This window comes from Propionivibrio sp. (assembly GCF_016790145.1).
Taxonomy (GTDB): domain Bacteria; phylum Pseudomonadota; class Gammaproteobacteria; order Burkholderiales; family Rhodocyclaceae; genus Propionivibrio.
Genome location: NZ_JAEUOI010000225.1, coordinates 1 through 17,477, shown reverse-complemented (window position 1 = coordinate 17,477; position 17,477 = coordinate 1). Strand labels below are relative to the sequence as shown.

Sequence of the window (17,477 nt, the reverse complement as noted above, 5' to 3'; positions counted from 1 at the left end):
TTAGATAAAGTTACTGCACCTGGGAACAGGGTTATAGTTGGCGTATGCGGATTTCTCTTTTTATCGGCTTCGAAAAAATCGCGTTGCATAGACGCTTACTAGTGCTTGGCTTTCTTCTCGCACTGGGCGTGGAACCAGTCTACCCTTGGGGTGCCGGGGACGTTTTCTGGTTTGACCAAGGATGTCCGAAGGTCGAAGCAAGGCAGGCCGTGGAAATACTGCTTTCGGCCTCCATCGATGGTTTGGATCCGGAAGATTACGACGCTACAGAACTTGCGTATGCCGTTGCCAGAGCAGAAAGCGAACCGAGGTTGCCAACTGATGCGTTGGCCAGTCTGAATGTGCAACTGACTAAAGCAATGAGCCGCTACATATCGGATCTCCACTACGGTCGGATAGATCCGCGTGAGATAAATGCAAAATTCACTGAGTTACCCCGATGGGAGCTAGATCCGCAGACCTATCTAAAGGCTGCCGTCAGCGACTGCCGCGTGACCGAGGCGGTTCGCCAGATGGAGCCGAAAATCCCGCTTTATGCTGCTTTGCGTCAGGCCCTCGCACACTATCGTTTGCTGGCCCATGAACCCACAGTAGCGGTGGCATGGGAGGAGGGCCTGCCGGCGTTGACTCGAACTAAGTTGGAGCCCGGCCAGGACTACAGCGGTACAACTGGCCTGGCCCGACGATTGGTGCTACTGGGCGACTTGCCGGTGGGCACCGTGCCCGGCAAGCGCTACGAGGGAGAACTGGTTGAGGGCGTCAAGTCGTTCCAACTACGGCATGGTATGGAACCCGATGGGGTAATCGGGAAGGGAACCCTGGCGCAGTTGCAAATCTCGCCGGTTCAGCGGGTACGCCAGATCGAATTGGCCATGGAGCGCTTGCGCTGGACACCACTGCTTCTGGCGCCCCGCATGATCGTTATCAATATTCCGGAATTTATTCTCCGTGCGTACGAGAATCTGAATGGAAAAGTGGAAGTTAAATCTGTCATGAAGGTTGTCGTCGGCAAGGCGATGAACAGGCGGACCCCCTTGTTTAACGAGGACATGCGCTTCATTGAGTTCAGCCCCTACTGGAATATTCCGCCGTCCATCGCCAAAGAGGAAATCATCCCCCGGCTACGGCGCGATCCAGCCTATTTCACGCAGCAGGGTTTTGAATTCGTTAATGGCAACAACCCAGTGATTGCCGTTCCTTCAGAAGCAAATCTCCAGGCGGTACAGCGGGGAATGATGCGTATTCGCCAGCGCCCTGGGCCAAAGAATCCGTTGGGTGACATCAAATTTGTCTTTCCCAACGACGAAAGCATCTACCTGCACCATACTTCGGCAACGTCGCTCTTTCTCCGCGACCGGAGAGATTTCAGCCACGGTTGCATCCGCGTTCAGGATCCGGTAGCGCTGGCCAGATACGTGCTGCAGAATGAACCCGAATGGAACGAAGAACGCATCCGCAAAGCCATGGCCAGGGGGGAGTCCAACACCCTGCGCCTTGCCGAGCCTTTGCCGGTGGTCATTGCCTATCTCACCGCCATTGCAAAAAAAGACGGACGGGTATACTTTTTTCCGGACATCTATGATCATGATCGTTTGCTTGACGAAGCCCTGCGCCAGCGTTTCCATATGCCGAATATTTTTCGCCAGATGGAAGCCGGCACAGATTAGAATCCTGACATTTCGCACACATCGATGACGAATTTCAATCGACACCCTCGCCGCGCCTTTTTGCGCCATACCGCTCAATTGGTCATGGCCGGCACGCTCTTACCTTTTGCCCGGAGTGCCGTGGCCGGATTGCCCGATGCACGTGCACTATCCTTCTCTCATACCCATACTGGCGAAAACCTGACGTTGACGTATGCTGTCGGCGAGAACTACCTGCCAGAGGCCCTGAGTGCCCTCAATCATTTTCTCAGGGATCACTATTCTGGCGTTGTCGGCTCGATAGATCCGCATTTGTTCGATCTGCTGTTTCGCTTGCAATGTGAACTTGGTGGTAGCGAACCGTTTCAGGTGATTTCGGGTTATCGCAGTCCGCTGACCAACATGACCCTGCGCCAGACCCGAGGCGGCGGTGTGGCCAAACATAGCCTGCACATGGAAGGAAAGGCGATAGACCTGCGCCTCCCCGGCGTTCCACTCTCAGATTTGCGAGATGTCGCACTGTCTCTCCGCGTAGGAGGTGTCGGCTATTACCAGACAGAACAGTTCGTACATGTCGATACTGGTCGCCTCCGCAATTGGTAAACACCCAGAGAAACTGGAAAGAGGTCTTTTTTCTCAGGTGTTGCCTTGCATTTTTTCAGGTTGTGTTAACCCTGATGGCGCAAGGCTTTTCGGGGAACTGCCGAGCGAGTTCGTAATTCGTATGTTTTGGTTTCGTGAGGGATGCCAACCCGGTTTGTCTAAACGATACGGTTTGCCTTGACTCATGGAAAATAAATATATTTTCCACAAATTTGGTCAATTTTCAGGGTCGCAGTCGGCCAAGACGAACCCCTTGGGCAAAAAGACAAAAAACCTGTCGGGTAAGTCGTCTCCACCCGCCCACGTCGTGCCATTGGGGCATCGGCTCGATTTCCAGTAAAAATTAATCCGATGCTGGCCCGATGTTCCAATGGCACTTGGTGCGAGTTGGAAAGCCTTGCTTACACAAGCGCTGGCATGTGCGCCGACGCTGTGACGCTCAAGCCGGCGCTTAACTCCGCTTCTTTCAGTCACTGGGCGTCCGATTTCTTGCCGCTCCACCGTCACCTTTGGTTCGATCAACAAACCGTAAGATCTTTATGAGTCGCCACTTGATGCTGTAACGCTCAATGGCGGCTGCATATCAATAACGAATGCAACACGCTCAGCGTACGCGCCTGACACGGGCGCCCAACTTGCTCAGTTTCTCCTCGATCCGTTCATAGCCGCGATCAAGGTGGTAAATCCGTTCGATCAGCGTTTCGCCCTGTGCAACCAGGCCGGCGATGACCAGGCTGGCCGAGGCACGCAGGTCGGTGGCCATCACCGTCGCCCCGTTGAGATGTGGGACGCCGGTGACCAGCGCATTGCTGGCATCGATCCTGATGTCGGCGCCAAGGCGGATCAACTCGACGGCGTGCATGAAGCGGTTCTCGAAAATCGTCTCGCGGATCACCGCCGATCCGTCAGCGACGCAGTTGATGGCCATGAATTGCGCCTGCATGTCGGTCGGGAACGCCGGATACGGTTCAGTGCGAACGCTGACTGACTTGAGTCGCGGCGGCGCGTTGATTGAAATCGAGTCGTCCTCGGCGCTCACCTCACAACCGCTTTCTCGCAGTTTCTGCACCACCGAATCAAGGTAGGCCGCCGAGGTGTTGGTCAGCCGTATGCGGCCGCCGGTAATTGCCGCCGCACAGAGATAGGTGCCGGTTTCGATGCGGTCGGGCATGATCGAATGCGACGCACCGTGCAGATGCTCAACACCTTCGATGCAGATGCTGTCGGTTCCGGCGCCTGAAATGTGGGCGCCCATGGCGATCAGGCAATGGGCCAGGTCGACTACCTCGGGCTCGCGCGCAGCGTTTTCAATGATCGTTTCGCCGTCAGCCAGTACGGCAGCCATCATCAGGTTCTCGGTTCCGGTTACCGTCACCATGTCGGTCACGATGCGCGCGCCTTTCAGGCGGCTGGCGCTGGCCAGGATGTAACCGTTCTCGACACGAATTTCGGCGCCCATCGCCTGCAGGCCCTTGATGTGCTGGTCGACCGGCCGGGCGCCGATGGCGCAACCGCCGGGCAGTGACACCTTGGCCTCGCCGCAACGCGCCAGCAGCGGGCCGAGAACGAGAATCGAGGCGCGCATGGTTTTGACCATGTCATACGGTGCTGTCGGATTGTTCAGGCCGTGACTGTTGAGAACCAGGCCATCGTTCCCTTCCATCGTCACCTCGACGCCCATCTGACCGATCAGGCGCAACATGGTCGAGACGTCGTTGAGGTGCGGCACGTTGATGAAATGCATGGGCTCGGCGGTGAGCAGGCTGGCGCATAGAATCGGCAGCGCGGCATTCTTGGCGCCGGAAATGGCAGCCTCGCCGGAGAGCGGCGTTCCGCCCTGGATCAGTAGCTTATCCACAAAGAGCACTCCGCTCTTCGGGAGTCAGCGTTTTCATCGACAGGGCGTGCAGTTCGCCGCTGTCGAAATACGAACGCAACAGGGCATTCACCAGTTGCTGGCGCTGGACACGGCTTTTGCCGATGAATTCGGAGCTGACGAGGATCGCTTCGAAGTGCTGGCCGTCGCCCTCGACGTGCAGTCCTTCGCACGGCAAGCCGGCGGCAATGATTTTCTTGATTTGTTCGGATTCCATCATGGTTCAGTACCTCAATTTGTAGCCGCTGCGCAGCAAGGCCAGCGTAGTCAGCGCAACGATAATAAAACTCACGGCAACGACGGCCAGACTCGTTCCGGGCGCCACGTCCGAAACACCGAAGAAACCGAAACGAAAGCCGTCGATCATATAGAAGACGGGATTGAAATGCGATACCTGCTGCCAGAACAGCGGCAGCGAGTGGATCGAGTAGAAGACGCCGGAGAGCATGGTCAAGGGCATGATCAGGAAGTTCTGGAAGCCGGCGAGCTGGTCGAACTTGTCGGCCCAGATACCGGCAATCATTCCCAGCGAGCCCATGATGCCGCCGCCCATGATGGCGAAGGCGAGAATCCAGAACGGCGCTACAAACGTCAGCGGGGCCAGCCATGCGGTCGCCACCAGAACGCCGAGGCCGACCATCAGGCCGCGCAACAGCGCGGCCACGACATAGGCCAGGAAGAACTCGACATAGGAAATCGGCGGCAGCAGGACAAACACGATGCTGCCCGTGACCTTGGACTGGATCAGACTAGACGAGCTGTTGGCAAAGGCATTCTGCAATACCGACATCATCACCAGCCCGGGGATCAGGAAGGCGGCATAACGCACGCCATTGACCAGCACCTGTGCATCGAGCACGTGCGAGAAGATCAGCAGGTAAAGCAGCGCGGTCAGCACCGGTGCGGCAACCGTCTGGAAGCTGACTTTCCAGAAGCGCAGCACTTCCTTGTACAGCAGTGTACGGAATCCGGTCATCGTACGGCCATGCCTTCCCTGACATCCGCCGCTTGCATGACGCCGACAAAAACATCTTCAAGGTCGGTCTGCGTCAGCCGCAGGTCGTCGATCGTGCAACCGGCCTGGCGAATGGCCGCCAGCAGGGGTTCGATCTCGTCGAATCCGGCCAGACGGAAAACCCAGGTACCCTCATTGCTCGTGGCCCGTACACGCAAGGCTTCGGGCAGGCCGGACTCATTGCTCAGGCGCAAGTTGAGCGTGTGCCGCGTGAAGCGCGCCAGCAGGTTGCTGGTCGTATCGAGCGCGACGATACGACCCTGCTTGAGCATCGCAATGCGTCCGCAGAGCGCTTCCGCTTCCTCAAGATAATGCGTGGTCAGGATGACCGTATGGCCCTCGCGGTTGAGGCGCTGGACGAAGTGCCACAAGCCCTGACGCAATTCGACGTCGACACCGGCCGTCGGTTCGTCGAGAACGATCACCGGCGGCTTGTGCACCAGCGCCTGCGCCACCAGTACGCGCCGCTTCATGCCGCCCGACAGCCGGCGCATATTGACATTGGCCTTGGCCGTCAGATCGAGGTTTTCCAGTATCTCGTCGATCCAGGCCTCGTTGTTGCGGATGCCGAAGTAGCCGGACTGGATGCGCAAGGTCTCGCGCACCGAAAAGAAAGGGTCGAAAACCAGCTCTTGCGGCACCACGCCGAGCCGGCGGCGCGCCTCGCGGTAATCGGCAAGCACATCGCAGCCGAGCACGCTCAACTGGCCTTGATCCGGGCGAACCAGCCCGGCCAGGCAGGAAATCAGTGTCGTCTTGCCAGCGCCGTTAGGCCCCAGCAGGCCAAAGAACTCGCCCTCGGCAATGTCCAGTGAAACGCCATCAAGCGCCCGCAGGCTGCCGAAAGACTTTACGAGTTGCTGAATGGAAACGGCGACGCCCATGGCCGATCAATATGAAAGCCGCGCTAGCGACTCTCGAATCGCCCCTCGCCCTCTGGGAGAGGAGCCGGGGGGCGAGATTGGGAAATCGCGGAGTTTGCTCCGTGCCAATCGAGCGATTCCGGCTGCCAAGCCGCAATGCGCCCTGCAAGGGAGGGTAAAGTGCATGCAGGCCACGTGGGGTATGGGGTACAGGACCAGGTCGATGACCGCTTACGACTGACGCGCGCGCCGATCAGGCGAGCGGGAGAGAATCGGAAACGCCGTAAAGCGCGGCCTGGCTGATCATGCTGGCCGGCGGATGAGCAATACGCATCGTCACCCCGCAATCGCGGGCCGTACGCAACAAGCCGAAAATGACGCTCAACGCCGATGAATCCGTTTCCTCAACCGAGGACAGATCGAAAACGAGCTCGCCGGCAGTGGCCCGGGAACGCAAAAAACCACGCCCTGCTCGAAGCAGGGCGCTGGCGTTGGCGATCAACATCGGGCCTGTAACGCGCAGCCCGTCACCGTTCTGTTCAATCATTTCTTGCCGGGATCCATCTGATTGTTCTTGGTCACCAGCATTTTGACCAGCCCGTCGATCCCGTTGGCGCGGACCTCCTGATTGAAGGTGTCGCGATAGTTGGTCACCAGACTGACGCCGGCGACGATGACGTCAAAAATCTTCCAGCCGTCAGCCTCTTTTTCCAGTGCGTAGTCAAGCGCTATCGGCTTGTTCCCCGGCTTGAGGATCTCGGTCCTGACCAGCACCTCGGTGTCGCCGTATTGCATTTTGCTCGGCTTGTAGCGCACCATCTGGTCGCGGTAGCCGGTAAGCGCATTCGAGTAGGTGCGAACGAGGAGCGTCTTGAACTCCTCGGACAGGCGTTTTTTCTGCTCGGGCGTTGCCTTGTTCCAGTCCTTGCCCATCGCCAGCGCGGTCATGTGCTGGAAATCGAAATGGGGCAGCACCTTGGCCTCAACCAGATCGATGGCTTTCTTGGTATTCCCGTTCTGGATGTCCTTGTCCTGACGGACGATGGTCAGCACATCTTCCGTGACCTTCTTGATCAGTGCGTCCGGGGAGACCTCTTGAGCCCATGCCGACGTACTTAACAGGAACAAGCCCACAACCAGCGAAAAAAACGATTTCATCCATCCCTCTCAATAACAGATCTTGTCCGTCACCGTCAGTAACAACGGCTCATCTTGCAATCGACATTGTCAGCACCATCCCTGATTTCACTGCGCCGGTTTTGCAGATAGGCATCACGGATGTAGATGTAACGATCGATCGCCGCCTGCTCAACGACCTTGTCGGTTTGCAGCAGAGTGGCGCGCAGGTCGATATAGCGCACGCCGACCATCGAATTACGCAAAGCAATGTTATCGACATGCCAGACCGGGTCCATATAGGAATCGACGGCCCAGCCGAAGGTATCCCGCGTCGTACGCGGCCCGATCAGTGGCCACATGAAAAAAGGACCTTCATCGATACCCCAGACCCCCATGGTCTGGCCAAAATCTTCGGTGTGTTTCTCCAGCCCCATCTCGCTGGCCACGTCAAAGACGCCGCCGATGCCGATCGTCGAATTGATCAGCACGCGACCGATATCGGAGAATCCTTGCCCGCCCTTGCCCTGCAACAGGTTGTTGACTGCCGTCAATACATCCCAGAGATTGCCGAAGAAGTTGCCAATACCGGCCTTCACGGGCAGCGGCGCTGCGGCGTCATAGCCTTGGGCGACTGGCTTGACCACCACGTCGATGCCGTCATTCACCGCCAACATGGCACGGTTGAAGCTTTCAAAGGGGTCATTGGGATTGCTCTCCGTTGTCGCGCAGCCGCCCAGTCCACTCAGGATTACTCCGGCGAATGCCGCGGAAACCAGGTGCTTTCTCATTTGAATTTTCACGAACGACCCTTCCTGTTATTTCTTGTCCGTACCTTCGGACGCCTTGTTGAACATGAACTGACTGATCAGCTTTTCCAGCACCACTGCCGATTGCGTTTTGGCGATGACGTCGCCCGCCTTCAGCATTTTCTCGTCACCGCCGGCGTCCAGACCGATGTACTGCTCACCGAGCAAACCCGCCGTCAGGATGCTGGCAAAGGTGTCCTTTGGGAAGCGATAGCGACTGTCAATTGTCAGCATCGTCACCGCTTCGTAGGTTTCGGGATCGAAGCGAATCTCTGTCACCCGCCCGACAACCACACCCGCACTCTTCACCGGTCCACGCACCTTCAGGCCACCGATGTTATCAAACTTGGCCGTCAACGGGTAAGTCTCGGCAAAATTGGCCGACGAAAGGTTGCCGACTCTTAGTGCTAAAAACAACAGTGCGGCAATACCCATGACAACAAAAAAACCTACCCAGAGATCAATCAGTTTGCGACTCATCAAAGCCCCCGGAACATGAAGGAGGTCAACACAAAATCCAGCGCCAGAATGGCCAGCGCGGAATACACTACCGTTCTTTTGATCGAATTCGATACGCCCTCGGCAGTCGGCACTGCGTCGTAGCCTTCGAAAACGGCAATCAGGGATACGGCCACCCCAAAAACGAAACTCTTCACCACACCATTCCAAATGTCATAACGGAAATCTACCGACCCCTGCATCTGTGCCCAGAAAGCGCCTTCATCGACACCGATCAGTACCACCCCGACGAGATAGCCCCCGAAGACGCCGACCGCCGAGAACAGGGCCGCCAGCAACGGCATCGAAATGACCCCGCCCCAGAACCTCGGGGCCACGACACGGGCAATCGGATTGACCGCCATCATGTCCATCGCGGTGAGTTGCTCGGTGGCCTTCATCAGGCCGATTTCCGCCGTAATCGCCGAACCGGCGCGCGAGGCAAAGAGCAGTGCCGCAACCACCGGCCCCAGCTCTCGCGTCAGCGACAGGGCCACCAGTACACCAAGCGCTTCGGACGCGCCGTAGCGCTGCAAGGTCTCATATCCCTGCATGCCGAGCACCATGCCGATGAACAGTCCGGAAACCAGAATGATCAGCAGCGACTGAAAACCGGAGAAATAGATTTCTCGAATCGTCAGATGCAGACGCCGGAATGACTGCCCGGAGTAGACCAGAATCATCAAGAAGAAGCGCGCAGCAAAGCCCAGACGCTGCACAGCGCTGTTCAGGCGATGGCCGACACTTCGGATCAATTCGATCAGCGTAGCGAAGTCTTTATCAGCCATGAGCACCCTTGCGCATCAAGTCGAGCCCGAAGTAAGTCGCCGGATAATGGAAATGCACGGGGCCATCGGCTTCGCCAAAAACAAACTGATGTACGAAAGGATCGGCGGAAGCGCGGATCTCGTCCGGCGTTCCCTGCGCAACGATCCGCCCGTCAGAAACAAAATAAACGTAATCGACAATCTGCATCGCCTCATGAACATCATGGGTCACCAGCAGCGTCGTCGCGCCGAGTGCGTCATTGAGCTTGCGAATGAGTTGACCGATGACGCCCATCGAGATCGGATCGAGCCCGGCAAACGGCTCGTCATACATGACCAGCATCGGATCGAGTGCGATCGCCCGTGCCAGGGCAACCCGCCGTGCCATGCCGCCAGACAGTTCGGAGGGCATCAACTGGTGTGCGCCGCGCAAGCCGACGGCATTGAGCTTCATCATCACCATGTCGCGAATCATCTCTTCCGGCAGATCGGTATGTTCACGCATCAGATAAGCGACATTGTCGAAAACCGAAATATCGGTGAACAACGCGCCAAACTGGAACAGCATCCCCATGCGTCGACGCATCGCATAAAGCTCGGCATGCTTCATGTCCGGAACCGACTGGCCATCGACCAGCAGGGTGCCGCCGGTTGGCTTGAGCTGGCCGCCGATCAGGCGCAGCAGGGTCGTCTTGCCACACCCTGAGTTACCCATGATGGCGATCAGCTTGCCGCGCGGGATCTCCATGGTGATTCCATTGAGGATAGCCCGCTCGTCGTAAGCGAAATAGATATCGGTAATCTTGACCAGGCTGTCGGCGGGCACAATGTTAATCCGCAAGGAAAAATAGGGGTCGATTATACCCGAAGGCCGGATTGCCTTGCGCAACAAAGCGATACCAGTGATACCTGATCTTGTTAGCAAAAGGGCATGCTTGATCACGTCCCGGCGTTGCATGATCAGTTGGTGTCGGTTAGCATCCATTGGGCGGTCCTTATGATACTGGCTTCACTATCCGCAACAGGCCAGAGAAAGACCCGCCACCCGGCAAAAAATGAGCGAAAAACCCAACAATCCACTCCCGTCCGCATGGCAGCCGGCACTGACGCACAGCCGTTACCTGCGCCAGTTGCTCGAAGCACGCCCGGAAATCGTCACCTGGCTGCATGAACATGCCGCTCGTCCACTTGACGGCGAACTGATGCGCGAGTTTCTTCAGACCGCAGCCCCGCTCGACGAAGCTGGACTCAAGCGGGTGTTGCGCCAGCTCCGCCAGCGCATCATGGCCGCCCTTATGGTGCGTGACATCGGCGGCCAGGCAGCGCTTGCCGAAGTGGTTGAAAGCATGACGCAACTCGCTGATGTGTCAACCAACTTTGCACTCGATTTCGTGCATCGCCGGCTCGTCGCCCAGTTTGGCGAACCGCTCGACAGCCAGGGGCAGCCACAGCGCCTGCTGGTGATCGGCATGGGCAAGCTCGGCGGGCGCGAGCTCAACGTCTCTTCCGACGTCGACTACATTTTCATCTACCCCGAGGAAGGCGAAACCGCCGGCTCCCCCGATGGAAGCCACCGGATCGATGCCTACGATTTCTTTGTCCGCCTCGGCAAGCGCCTGATTGCTGTACTCGGCGAAATCACTGGCGACGGGCAGGTGTTCCGCGTCGACATGCGCCTGCGCCCGAATGGCGACTCGGGCCCGCTTGTCTGTTCGCTCGTCTCGCTCGAAAATTACTTCATCACGCAGGGTCGTGAATGGGAGCGTTACGCCTGGATCAAGGCGCGCGTGATGAACGAGGGCGACAATCTGCAAACGCAGTGGCGGAGCGCGCTGGAACAAATCGCGCGCTCTTTCATCTTCCGCAAATATCTCGACTTCGGTGCGATCAACGCCATGCGCGACCTGCATGCGCAGATTCGCCGCGAAGTGGTGCGCAAGGACATGGCCGACCACATCAAGCTGGGCCCCGGCGGCATCCGTGAAATCGAGTTCATGGCGCAGGTTTTTCAGTTGATTCGCGGTGGTCGCGACCCGGCCCTGCAGCTTCGCCCGACGCTCAAGGTGCTGCCGCTGCTCGTCGCACGCCGCCTGCTGCCCGCCGACAGCGAGCGCGAACTGGTCGAAGCCTACGAATTTTTGCGTCGCCTGGAGCACCGCCTGCAATACGTCAATGACGCGCAAACCCATATGCTGCCGACCCGTGACGACGAGCGCCAGGCGATCGCCGTGGCGATGGGCTTCACCGACTGGCCGGCCTTGCTGGCGGCTCTCGACGCGCATCGCCAGCGCGTTTCAAGGCATTTCGAGGCCATCTTTTCCGACCCGGACCAGGGCACGCATCGGCTGGCCGGACTGTGGTATGAACAGAGCGAAGGCGACGATGCGCTGGAGATACTCTCCGAACTGGGGTTCCGCAAGCCGCAGGCCATGCTTGAACAGCTCGGCAGCTTCCGCCGGAGTGCCAAGTACCTGCAGTTGCCGGCACAGAATCGCGAGCGTCTTGACACCCTCGGCCCGCGCCTGATCGAAGCGGCCGCCGCCACCAAAATGCCGGACGCCACCTGGCAGCGCGGCCTCGACTTTCTGGCCACGATCAGCCGGCGCGGAGCCTATCTCGCCCTCCTGCAGCAGAATCCGCAGACCCTGTCCAAGGTCGCCGAAATCATCGGCAGTTCGGGCTGGGCGGCCGACTTCCTGACCCAGCACCCGATCCTGCTTGATGAAGTGCTCGACCCACGCCTCTACGAAATTGCCACCGACTGGGCAAGTTTCTGCGCTGAACTGAACCGACATCTCGCCGAGCACGCCGGCGATACCGAACGCGAAATGGACATCCTGCGCGAAGCCCATCACGCCCAGGTCTTCCGCCTGCTGGCGCAGGACATTGCCGGCCTGCAAAGCGTCGAGCGCCTTGCCGACCATCTCACCGAACTGGCCGACATCGTGGTGATCACGACACTCGACCTGTGCTGGAGCAAACTGAAGAACCGCCACCCGCATCCGGAACGAGCGCCGAAATTCGCCGTCATCGCCTACGGCAAGCTGGGCGGCAAGGAACTCGGCTACGGCTCGGATCTCGATCTCGTTTACCTGCACAACGACCCCGAACCCGATATCGGCGAGTTGTATGCCCGCCTCGGCCAGCGCATGAGCACCTGGATGTCGAGCCGGACTTCGGCCGGCATGCTTTTCGACACCGACTTCCGCTTGCGCCCGAACGGTGAAGCGGGCATGCTGGTGAGCTCCTTCGACGCCTTCCGCGATTACCAGATGAAAGACGCCTGGACCTGGGAGCATCAGGCCCTCACCCGCGCCCGTTTTTGTGCCGGCGAGCGCGAACTGGGCGCCCGGTTTGAAGCACTGCGTATTGAAATCCTGCGCCAGCCGCGCGAGCTTGCCAAACTCAAGGCCGATGTTCTGAGCATGCGCCAGCGCATGCTCGACAACCACGCCTCGCACAGCGAGGAATTCTTTGATCTCAAGCAGGATCCGGGCGGCCTGATCGATGTCGAGTTCATCGTCCAATACCTCGTTCTCGGCCATGCGCATAGCCACGAACGCCTGTGCGGCAACCTCGGCAACATCGCCCTGCTCGGCATTGCCGCCGAACTCGGCCTCATCCCGCAGTCTCTCGCCGACCCGGTACGCAATACCTACCGTGAATTCCGCCGCCTGCAGCACGCCTTCCGCCTCAACGGCATCAGCAGCGCACGCGTCGAACGCGCTGCCCATGCCCGACGCATCGAGGCCGTGAAGGCGCTGTGGGCAACCGTATTTGACTGAACAACCCGTGAGCTATCCATGACTACAGCACAACCCGGAATCCTCCTGCCGCTACCGAATCTGGCACGCTACCTGTCTTTTTCGCTGGCCGACACGTCTCGCCTTGTTGAGTGCCTGCAAGCGCTACGCGAACTCGCTGACGGCGAAAACACGCTCGCCGGATTCGGGAAAAGTCTCGTTTCCGCGCTGGGCGCGAAGATTCCCGGCCTGAAAAGTTTTCCGCCGATCAGCGCACCGGGGCTTTCCATCGAGAACGCGCCGGAAGCCGCCTGGGTCTGGTTGCGCGGCGCTGACCGGGGAGAAATCCTGCACCGTTCGCGACGGATTACCAGGGCCATGACACCCGCCTTCCAGCTCCAGGAAACCTGGGACGCCTTCAAATATGGCGAAGGACGGGACCTGTCCGGCTACGAGGACGGGACCGAGAACCCGACGGGTGACGCGGCCATCAGCGCGGCGATCGTCGGTGCACAGCAACCGGCGCTTGCCGGATCGAGCTTCGTCGCCACGCAGCGCTGGTGCCACAACTTCGAACGCTTCGAGTCGATGCCGGAAGACGCTCAGGACAATGCCATCGGGCGTCGGCAGAGCGACAATGAGGAGCTGGAAGACGCCCCGGAATCGGCGCACGTCAAACGCACCGCGCAGGAAAGCTTCACCCCGGAAGCCTTCGTGCTGCGCCGTTCGATGCCGTGGGCCGAAGGCAACGCCGGCGGCCTGATGTTCGTCGCTTTCGGCGCCTCGTTCGACGCCTTCGAAGCGCAACTCAAGCGCATGATCGGCGCCGAGGACGGCATCGTCGACGCCTTGTTCAACTTTACCCGGCCTGTCTCCGGCGCGTATTTCTGGTGCCCGGCACTCAAGGACGGCCAGCTCGATCTCTCGCCGCTGGGACTCTGAATTGTCAGCCCATGATGGCCGGCATTCCGCGATGCAGCAGTTTCAAAATGAGCATTGACTAACCGAGCAGCGCCTGTCTGTGCATTCGCGTGAAGATGCCAGCGACAGCCCCCGGGGCAGCGAGTCTACAGACTACGGCAACGCGCCGGTCGGCCACAATCAAGTTGACGCCGCCAGGAATATCGAGCGGCTGGATCAGGAAACCGGCGCTCTGGTTTAACAATTCGACGCTCGGCGTACCAACCCGCAGCATCTCGGCCATGGCGCCCATCATCGCCGTACTGCCTGCCAGATGACTGGTAAGCGTCGGCAAGATCAATCCCGTATCCAGATACAGCGGGGCCTTCGGCGGCGCCTGCAGACGCGTCAGAAGATCGATGGTCCCAAACCGCGCAGCGCAGCTACTACAACCACGGACAGAACCTGCATGACCGAAGTTTAACGTGCGCCGTGCCAAGGTGCTGTCTTCCAGCGGGTGCGAATCCCGCCCGGTAATTTTCGTTCCGACCGGTAGCAACCGGAGCAGTTGTGGAGGAAACGAAGCAGCTGAAGCCTCTGGTGAAGAAGGTTCTGAAAGGGACTTGGCGAACATGCAGGCCGTATTGTGAGTGAGCGCTGCGAGCAGGCCTGTATCAATCAATCGGTTACACTCGCGTACTTCGTGGGAATTGAGTGAACCTGCTGCGAATTGCTGAAGTCGGGCTGACCCGAAGCAATTGTGAGTTTCCGAAAGAATTGCTGAACTACCAACAAAACTGCGAAAGTGTGCGACTACTGCTTCTCCAACACTTCCGGCAATGTCGAAAGAACGGGGGCAACAGTTACCGGTTGACCGCTTTCCAGGCGATAGACCCAGGCCAGCAATTCCGAAACGGCGATATAGAGTTGCGGTGGAATGCGCTGATCAAGGTCTATTTGCATGAGCAGCGAGACGAGTTCCGGCGATTCGTGCACATACACGCCGTGTTCGCGCGCGCGCGCGATGATTGTCTGAGCGATCAGTCCGCGTCCTTTGGCCACCACCCGCGGTGCCGCGTCGCTCTGGCTGTAGGCCAGAGCGATAGCGCTTTTCAGCGGATCATTGTCCGGCCTGGTCATCTGGTTTGCTTTCGCTCAGTGCGTCAACTCCCATCGAGGCCAGCGTCAGGCCGGCTTCATCAAGCTGAGAACGCAGAGCCACACTCGAAGCACGCATCAGGGCGCGTGTTTCTTGATTGCCGGCACTCATCACCAGGGTAATCAGCTTACCCTGAAGCCTGATCTGGGCGTTGATTTCGCCCAGATTGGGAAGCGTCAGGTGCAGCCGTGTCGACCACTTTGCCACCACCTCATCGCCCTCCTGCGCGCGGCGAGCATCATCCTCGTCAATTTCCCAGCGCATTTCCTGACCCGGCCAGATCTGCCCCTGCCAGGAAAAGTTTTGTGTCGCCAGAGATTCCAGTTGCTGCTGGACAAGGGCTTGTGTCTGCGGGGCAATCAGTTGGCCTGGTGTCAGTCCTGGTGACTGGGCTGCGCCCGTCTTGCTGCCATCGACACTGCTGCTGCCCGGTGTTTGCGCCACGTCGGTGGCAAGGCGCGGCGTGGTCGCCGGTTCGCCCAGGTTTGCAGACATCGGAGATTTCAGCAATGCCGCACTGGCCTGTTGGTCGGCGCTCGCGGTGCTGAATGCCAAAGGCGAAGACAGCTTTCCCTGAGGTTCCAGCAGCAGCGCCGCCTTTGTAAAACGGCCTTCGACCCATTCTGCCTGATGCGATTCGTAAAACATCCCGCTTTGCGAGATCGCCTGCTTGAGCAATGGCAGCAAGTCCTGTGCGTTTTTGGGCGGGGTACCGGCAAGCGGCTGATTCGCGTTGAGTGGCAAGGCTGTCGCGCCACCTTTGGCTTCGCGGGCGCCGGAAAAGAGCGTGCCGATCAATTGGCCGGTCTGACTCAGCGTTGACGACGTTGTTGCGCTCGCCTTGCCGCCTTCTCCCTCCGCACGGGTGACAACGGCCAGCGCCAGTTTGCCATTCGACTCGGTCACCTGGAGTTCGAGCGCATCGCCGCTTCTGGCCGCAAAAGGCAAGGCCAGCGTGACAGTGCGTTGGTTGATCAGGGCACGGTAGGTGCCGTTGGGGAGCAGTGCCTGGATTTCCGCCATGACTTTCTGGCCGGCCACCAGACCGGAGAGCTTGTCGGCGATTTCCTGCGCCGGGGCCACTGGCCGCAGTGCAGCGTCGGCGGAGATCTGCAGGCGGCTGGCAATGTCGGCGGGGATCATCGCGTTTCAGTCGGGCTTATCTGTATTGTTGACACCGTTGTGCTACTTCTCTGATCAAATGCCGCCAATAGCGTTGCGGTATGTTCGAGCCAGGGGCCAGCGCGCTCGGAAATTTCAGTGTGACATGCCAGGATTTCCTTGATCAGCCGCGCCACCTGCTCGCTATCCTGCGGTGACATCGGGAGAATTGCTACGGGCAGAGACTCAAGGAGCCGATCACGATCCGTGCCTACGGAGATTAACTCGTCCCAGTTTTGCTCTCGAGCGGCGTCAAGCATGCGGCCGGTGAGTGCACTCGCTGTTATATAGAAGTCCAGCACGCTCATGGCGGCCTCAGGCCGCCTTTTCAGTACTCGGCGCAATCTGTGCCCAGGCCGCGTGCAGTTCGCTCAAAAGTCGCATCACTTCATCCAGTGTTGCTGTGTCGTTTTTCAGGTTGGCCCACAACAGGCGTTGTGTCATGTAGTCATAGAGCGCGCCGAGCTTTTGCGACAGATCGCCTCCCTCGTCATAGTTGAGACTGGCTTTGAGTCCATTGGTGATAATGTCGATCGCTTTGGAGATCGAACTGCCTTTCTGCGCAATATTGCCTTGCGTCATGTTCAGTTTTGCTGCCGAAATGGCTATTTTTGCGCCTTCAAACAGCAGCATGATCAACTGATGCGGGTCGGCTGTAGGAACCGAAGTCTCGACGCCAATACTGGCGTAGGCCGCAACCGGGTTGCGTGGTGAGCCGAACATGAACTGTTCTCCTTGCTAATTATTCTTGAACGAAGGCAGGCTGGCTAATTGCTGTGTCAGGCGCGCGCTCAAGGCCTGCAAGTTCGCGACCTGCAAATCGAGCGCGTTGAACTGTCGGCGATAATTGCTTTCAATTTTCTGTAAACTCAACGATATCGCTTCACGGCGCTTGCCGATATCCTTGACCGTACTGTTGATTCCGTCGATTCGGGCGGTTACTGAGCCATCAGCAGAAATCAGCCCCGACACCGTGGTTTTGAAGCGCGAGCCTACATCGGCGACCAGCAACGCCACATTGGCAAAATCGCTGGTGATGGCCGCTGAGAGCTTGGTCGAATCCATTTTGAGCGTTCCGTCGGTTTGAATGCTGACGCCAAGATCGGACAGCCGCTGCAGATTGGCATTGCTTCCACCACTGGCAGCAAATAATACTGAACGTAGTTGCGCTTGTGATGCGCGTAAGGTTGAGTCGCCGGTCAGGGTCGAGGCTTTCTTGTTTGCGGCATCGTAGTTGCCGAGATCTTTAATCACCTTCAAGGTATCGTTGTAAGCCTTGATGAAAGTATTAAGGCTGCTGGTAACCGCGGCGTTGTCCTTG

20 protein-coding genes are annotated in these 17,477 nt (G+C 58.6%); 4 read left to right on the top strand and 16 right to left on the bottom strand.

All coding sequences use genetic code 11. The features are described 5' to 3' along the window. Positions 1–44 precede the first annotated feature (44 nt). Both JNM42_RS18245 and JNM42_RS18240 read left to right on the top strand, forming a co-directional pair. On the top strand, positions 45–1,667 hold the full coding sequence (locus JNM42_RS18245; RefSeq protein WP_294273654.1) for a L,D-transpeptidase family protein: 1,623 nt from the start codon (positions 45–47) through the stop codon (positions 1,665–1,667). A 24-nt stretch (positions 1,668–1,691) separates the two neighbouring features. Beyond that, complete coding sequence (locus tag JNM42_RS18240; RefSeq protein ID WP_294273652.1) at positions 1,692–2,249, top strand: DUF882 domain-containing protein; 558 nt, start codon at positions 1,692–1,694, stop codon at positions 2,247–2,249. Between the two features lie 604 nt (positions 2,250–2,853). Here the strand turns inward: JNM42_RS18240 and murA are convergent. From murA to JNM42_RS18190, 10 genes are all read right to left on the bottom strand, one after another. Then, positions 2,854–4,107 (bottom strand): UDP-N-acetylglucosamine 1-carboxyvinyltransferase, encoded by a 1,254-nt coding sequence (gene murA, locus JNM42_RS18235; RefSeq protein ID WP_294273649.1) that lies wholly within the window; start codon positions 4,105–4,107, stop codon positions 2,854–2,856. Next, entirely contained in the window at positions 4,100–4,345 is a 246-nt protein-coding gene (locus tag JNM42_RS18230) for a BolA family protein (protein ID WP_294273646.1), read from the bottom strand. The genes murA and JNM42_RS18230 overlap by 8 nt, the downstream gene beginning before the upstream one ends. 3 nt (positions 4,346–4,348) lie before the next feature. Next, a complete protein-coding gene (locus JNM42_RS18225) occupies positions 4,349–5,101 on the bottom strand; it encodes an ABC transporter permease (protein WP_294273643.1) in 753 nt (250 codons plus the stop codon). Further along, positions 5,098–6,024 carry an ABC transporter ATP-binding protein gene (locus JNM42_RS18220; protein ID WP_294273640.1) on the bottom strand — a complete coding sequence of 309 codons (927 nt, stop codon included), beginning with the start codon at positions 6,022–6,024 and terminating at the stop codon, positions 5,098–5,100. Before JNM42_RS18220 ends, JNM42_RS18225 begins: the two co-directional genes overlap by 4 nt. 232 nt (positions 6,025–6,256) lie before the next feature. Next, entirely contained in the window at positions 6,257–6,550 is a 294-nt protein-coding gene (locus tag JNM42_RS18215; RefSeq protein ID WP_294273638.1) for an STAS domain-containing protein, read from the bottom strand. After that, positions 6,547–7,161 carry a phospholipid-binding protein MlaC gene (locus JNM42_RS18210; RefSeq protein ID WP_294273636.1) on the bottom strand — a complete coding sequence of 205 codons (615 nt, stop codon included), beginning with the start codon at positions 7,159–7,161 and terminating at the stop codon, positions 6,547–6,549. The genes JNM42_RS18215 and JNM42_RS18210 overlap by 4 nt, the downstream gene beginning before the upstream one ends. Before the next feature lie 35 nt (positions 7,162–7,196). Next, on the bottom strand, positions 7,197–7,910 hold the full coding sequence (locus JNM42_RS18205; RefSeq protein ID WP_294273633.1) for a VacJ family lipoprotein: 714 nt from the start codon (positions 7,908–7,910) through the stop codon (positions 7,197–7,199). A gap of 27 nt (positions 7,911–7,937) precedes the next feature. Next, positions 7,938–8,408: an outer membrane lipid asymmetry maintenance protein MlaD gene (mlaD, locus tag JNM42_RS18200; protein WP_294273630.1), complete on the bottom strand. Its 471-nt coding sequence runs from the start codon at positions 8,406–8,408 to the stop codon at positions 7,938–7,940. Continuing rightward, positions 8,408–9,214: a lipid asymmetry maintenance ABC transporter permease subunit MlaE gene (mlaE, locus tag JNM42_RS18195; protein WP_294273628.1), complete on the bottom strand. Its 807-nt coding sequence runs from the start codon at positions 9,212–9,214 to the stop codon at positions 8,408–8,410. Before mlaE ends, mlaD begins: the two co-directional genes overlap by 1 nt. Continuing rightward, positions 9,207–10,019, bottom strand: coding sequence for an ABC transporter ATP-binding protein (locus tag JNM42_RS18190; protein WP_294273657.1), 813 nt, complete (start codon positions 10,017–10,019; stop codon positions 9,207–9,209). Before JNM42_RS18190 ends, mlaE begins: the two co-directional genes overlap by 8 nt. A 229-nt stretch (positions 10,020–10,248) precedes the next feature. On the opposite strand from JNM42_RS18190, the gene glnE reads away from it, so the two are divergent. Both glnE and JNM42_RS18180 read left to right on the top strand, forming a co-directional pair. After that, positions 10,249–12,978: a bifunctional [glutamate--ammonia ligase]-adenylyl-L-tyrosine phosphorylase/[glutamate--ammonia-ligase] adenylyltransferase gene (gene glnE, locus JNM42_RS18185; RefSeq protein WP_294273625.1), complete on the top strand. Its 2,730-nt coding sequence runs from the start codon at positions 10,249–10,251 to the stop codon at positions 12,976–12,978. Positions 12,979–12,996: 18 nt separating this feature from the next. Then, the gene (locus tag JNM42_RS18180) at positions 12,997–13,878 is read left to right on the top strand and encodes a Dyp-type peroxidase (protein ID WP_294273622.1); all 882 of its coding nucleotides are present in this window, start codon (positions 12,997–12,999) and stop codon (positions 13,876–13,878) included. A gap of 58 nt (positions 13,879–13,936) precedes the next feature. On the opposite strand, the gene JNM42_RS18175 is transcribed toward JNM42_RS18180, so the two are convergent. The 6 genes from JNM42_RS18175 to fliD form a co-directional block, all read right to left on the bottom strand. Then, complete coding sequence (locus tag JNM42_RS18175) at positions 13,937–14,518, bottom strand: hypothetical protein (protein ID WP_294273619.1); 582 nt, start codon at positions 14,516–14,518, stop codon at positions 13,937–13,939. A gap of 131 nt (positions 14,519–14,649) precedes the next feature. Further along, positions 14,650–14,976 (bottom strand): EscU/YscU/HrcU family type III secretion system export apparatus switch protein, encoded by a 327-nt coding sequence (locus JNM42_RS18170; RefSeq protein WP_294273615.1) that lies wholly within the window; start codon positions 14,974–14,976, stop codon positions 14,650–14,652. Beyond that, on the bottom strand, positions 14,957–16,138 hold the full coding sequence (locus tag JNM42_RS18165) for a flagellar hook-length control protein FliK (RefSeq protein WP_294273610.1): 1,182 nt from the start codon (positions 16,136–16,138) through the stop codon (positions 14,957–14,959). The genes JNM42_RS18170 and JNM42_RS18165 overlap by 20 nt, the downstream gene beginning before the upstream one ends. After that, entirely contained in the window at positions 16,135–16,464 is a 330-nt protein-coding gene (locus JNM42_RS18160; RefSeq protein WP_294273608.1) for a flagellar protein FliT, read from the bottom strand. Before JNM42_RS18160 ends, JNM42_RS18165 begins: the two co-directional genes overlap by 4 nt. 7 nt (positions 16,465–16,471) lie before the next feature. Beyond that, a complete protein-coding gene (gene fliS, locus JNM42_RS18155) occupies positions 16,472–16,879 on the bottom strand; it encodes a flagellar export chaperone FliS (RefSeq protein WP_294273605.1) in 408 nt (135 codons plus the stop codon). A gap of 15 nt (positions 16,880–16,894) precedes the next feature. Continuing rightward, on the bottom strand, positions 16,895–17,477 hold a 583-nt coding region (gene fliD, locus JNM42_RS18150; protein WP_294273603.1), incomplete at its 5' end, for a flagellar filament capping protein FliD.

Excerpts from the sequence above, each read along its gene's own strand:
- JNM42_RS18245 (WP_294273654.1), top strand. The coding sequence starts at position 45 with ATGCGGATTTCTCTTTTTATCGGCTTCGAAAAAATCGCGTTGCATAGA.
- JNM42_RS18240 (WP_294273652.1), top strand. The coding sequence starts at position 1,692 with ATGACGAATTTCAATCGACACCCTCGCCGCGCCTTTTTGCGCCATACC.
- JNM42_RS18230 (WP_294273646.1), bottom strand. The coding sequence starts at position 4,345 with ATGATGGAATCCGAACAAATCAAGAAAATCATTGCCGCCGGCTTGCCG.
- JNM42_RS18225 (WP_294273643.1), bottom strand. The coding sequence starts at position 5,101 with ATGACCGGATTCCGTACACTGCTGTACAAGGAAGTGCTGCGCTTCTGG.
- JNM42_RS18220 (WP_294273640.1), bottom strand. The coding sequence starts at position 6,024 with ATGGGCGTCGCCGTTTCCATTCAGCAACTCGTAAAGTCTTTCGGCAGC.
- JNM42_RS18215 (WP_294273638.1), bottom strand. The coding sequence starts at position 6,550 with ATGATTGAACAGAACGGTGACGGGCTGCGCGTTACAGGCCCGATGTTG.
- JNM42_RS18210 (WP_294273636.1), bottom strand. The coding sequence starts at position 7,161 with ATGAAATCGTTTTTTTCGCTGGTTGTGGGCTTGTTCCTGTTAAGTACG.
- JNM42_RS18205 (WP_294273633.1), bottom strand. The coding sequence starts at position 7,910 with ATGAGAAAGCACCTGGTTTCCGCGGCATTCGCCGGAGTAATCCTGAGT.
- mlaD (WP_294273630.1), bottom strand. The coding sequence starts at position 8,408 with ATGAGTCGCAAACTGATTGATCTCTGGGTAGGTTTTTTTGTTGTCATG.
- mlaE (WP_294273628.1), bottom strand. The coding sequence starts at position 9,214 with ATGGCTGATAAAGACTTCGCTACGCTGATCGAATTGATCCGAAGTGTC.
- glnE (WP_294273625.1), top strand. The coding sequence starts at position 10,249 with ATGAGCGAAAAACCCAACAATCCACTCCCGTCCGCATGGCAGCCGGCA.
- JNM42_RS18180 (WP_294273622.1), top strand. The coding sequence starts at position 12,997 with ATGACTACAGCACAACCCGGAATCCTCCTGCCGCTACCGAATCTGGCA.
- JNM42_RS18170 (WP_294273615.1), bottom strand. The coding sequence starts at position 14,976 with ATGACCAGGCCGGACAATGATCCGCTGAAAAGCGCTATCGCTCTGGCC.
- JNM42_RS18165 (WP_294273610.1), bottom strand. The coding sequence starts at position 16,138 with ATGATCCCCGCCGACATTGCCAGCCGCCTGCAGATCTCCGCCGACGCT.
- JNM42_RS18160 (WP_294273608.1), bottom strand. The coding sequence starts at position 16,464 with ATGAGCGTGCTGGACTTCTATATAACAGCGAGTGCACTCACCGGCCGC.
- fliS (WP_294273605.1), bottom strand. The coding sequence starts at position 16,879 with ATGTTCGGCTCACCACGCAACCCGGTTGCGGCCTACGCCAGTATTGGC.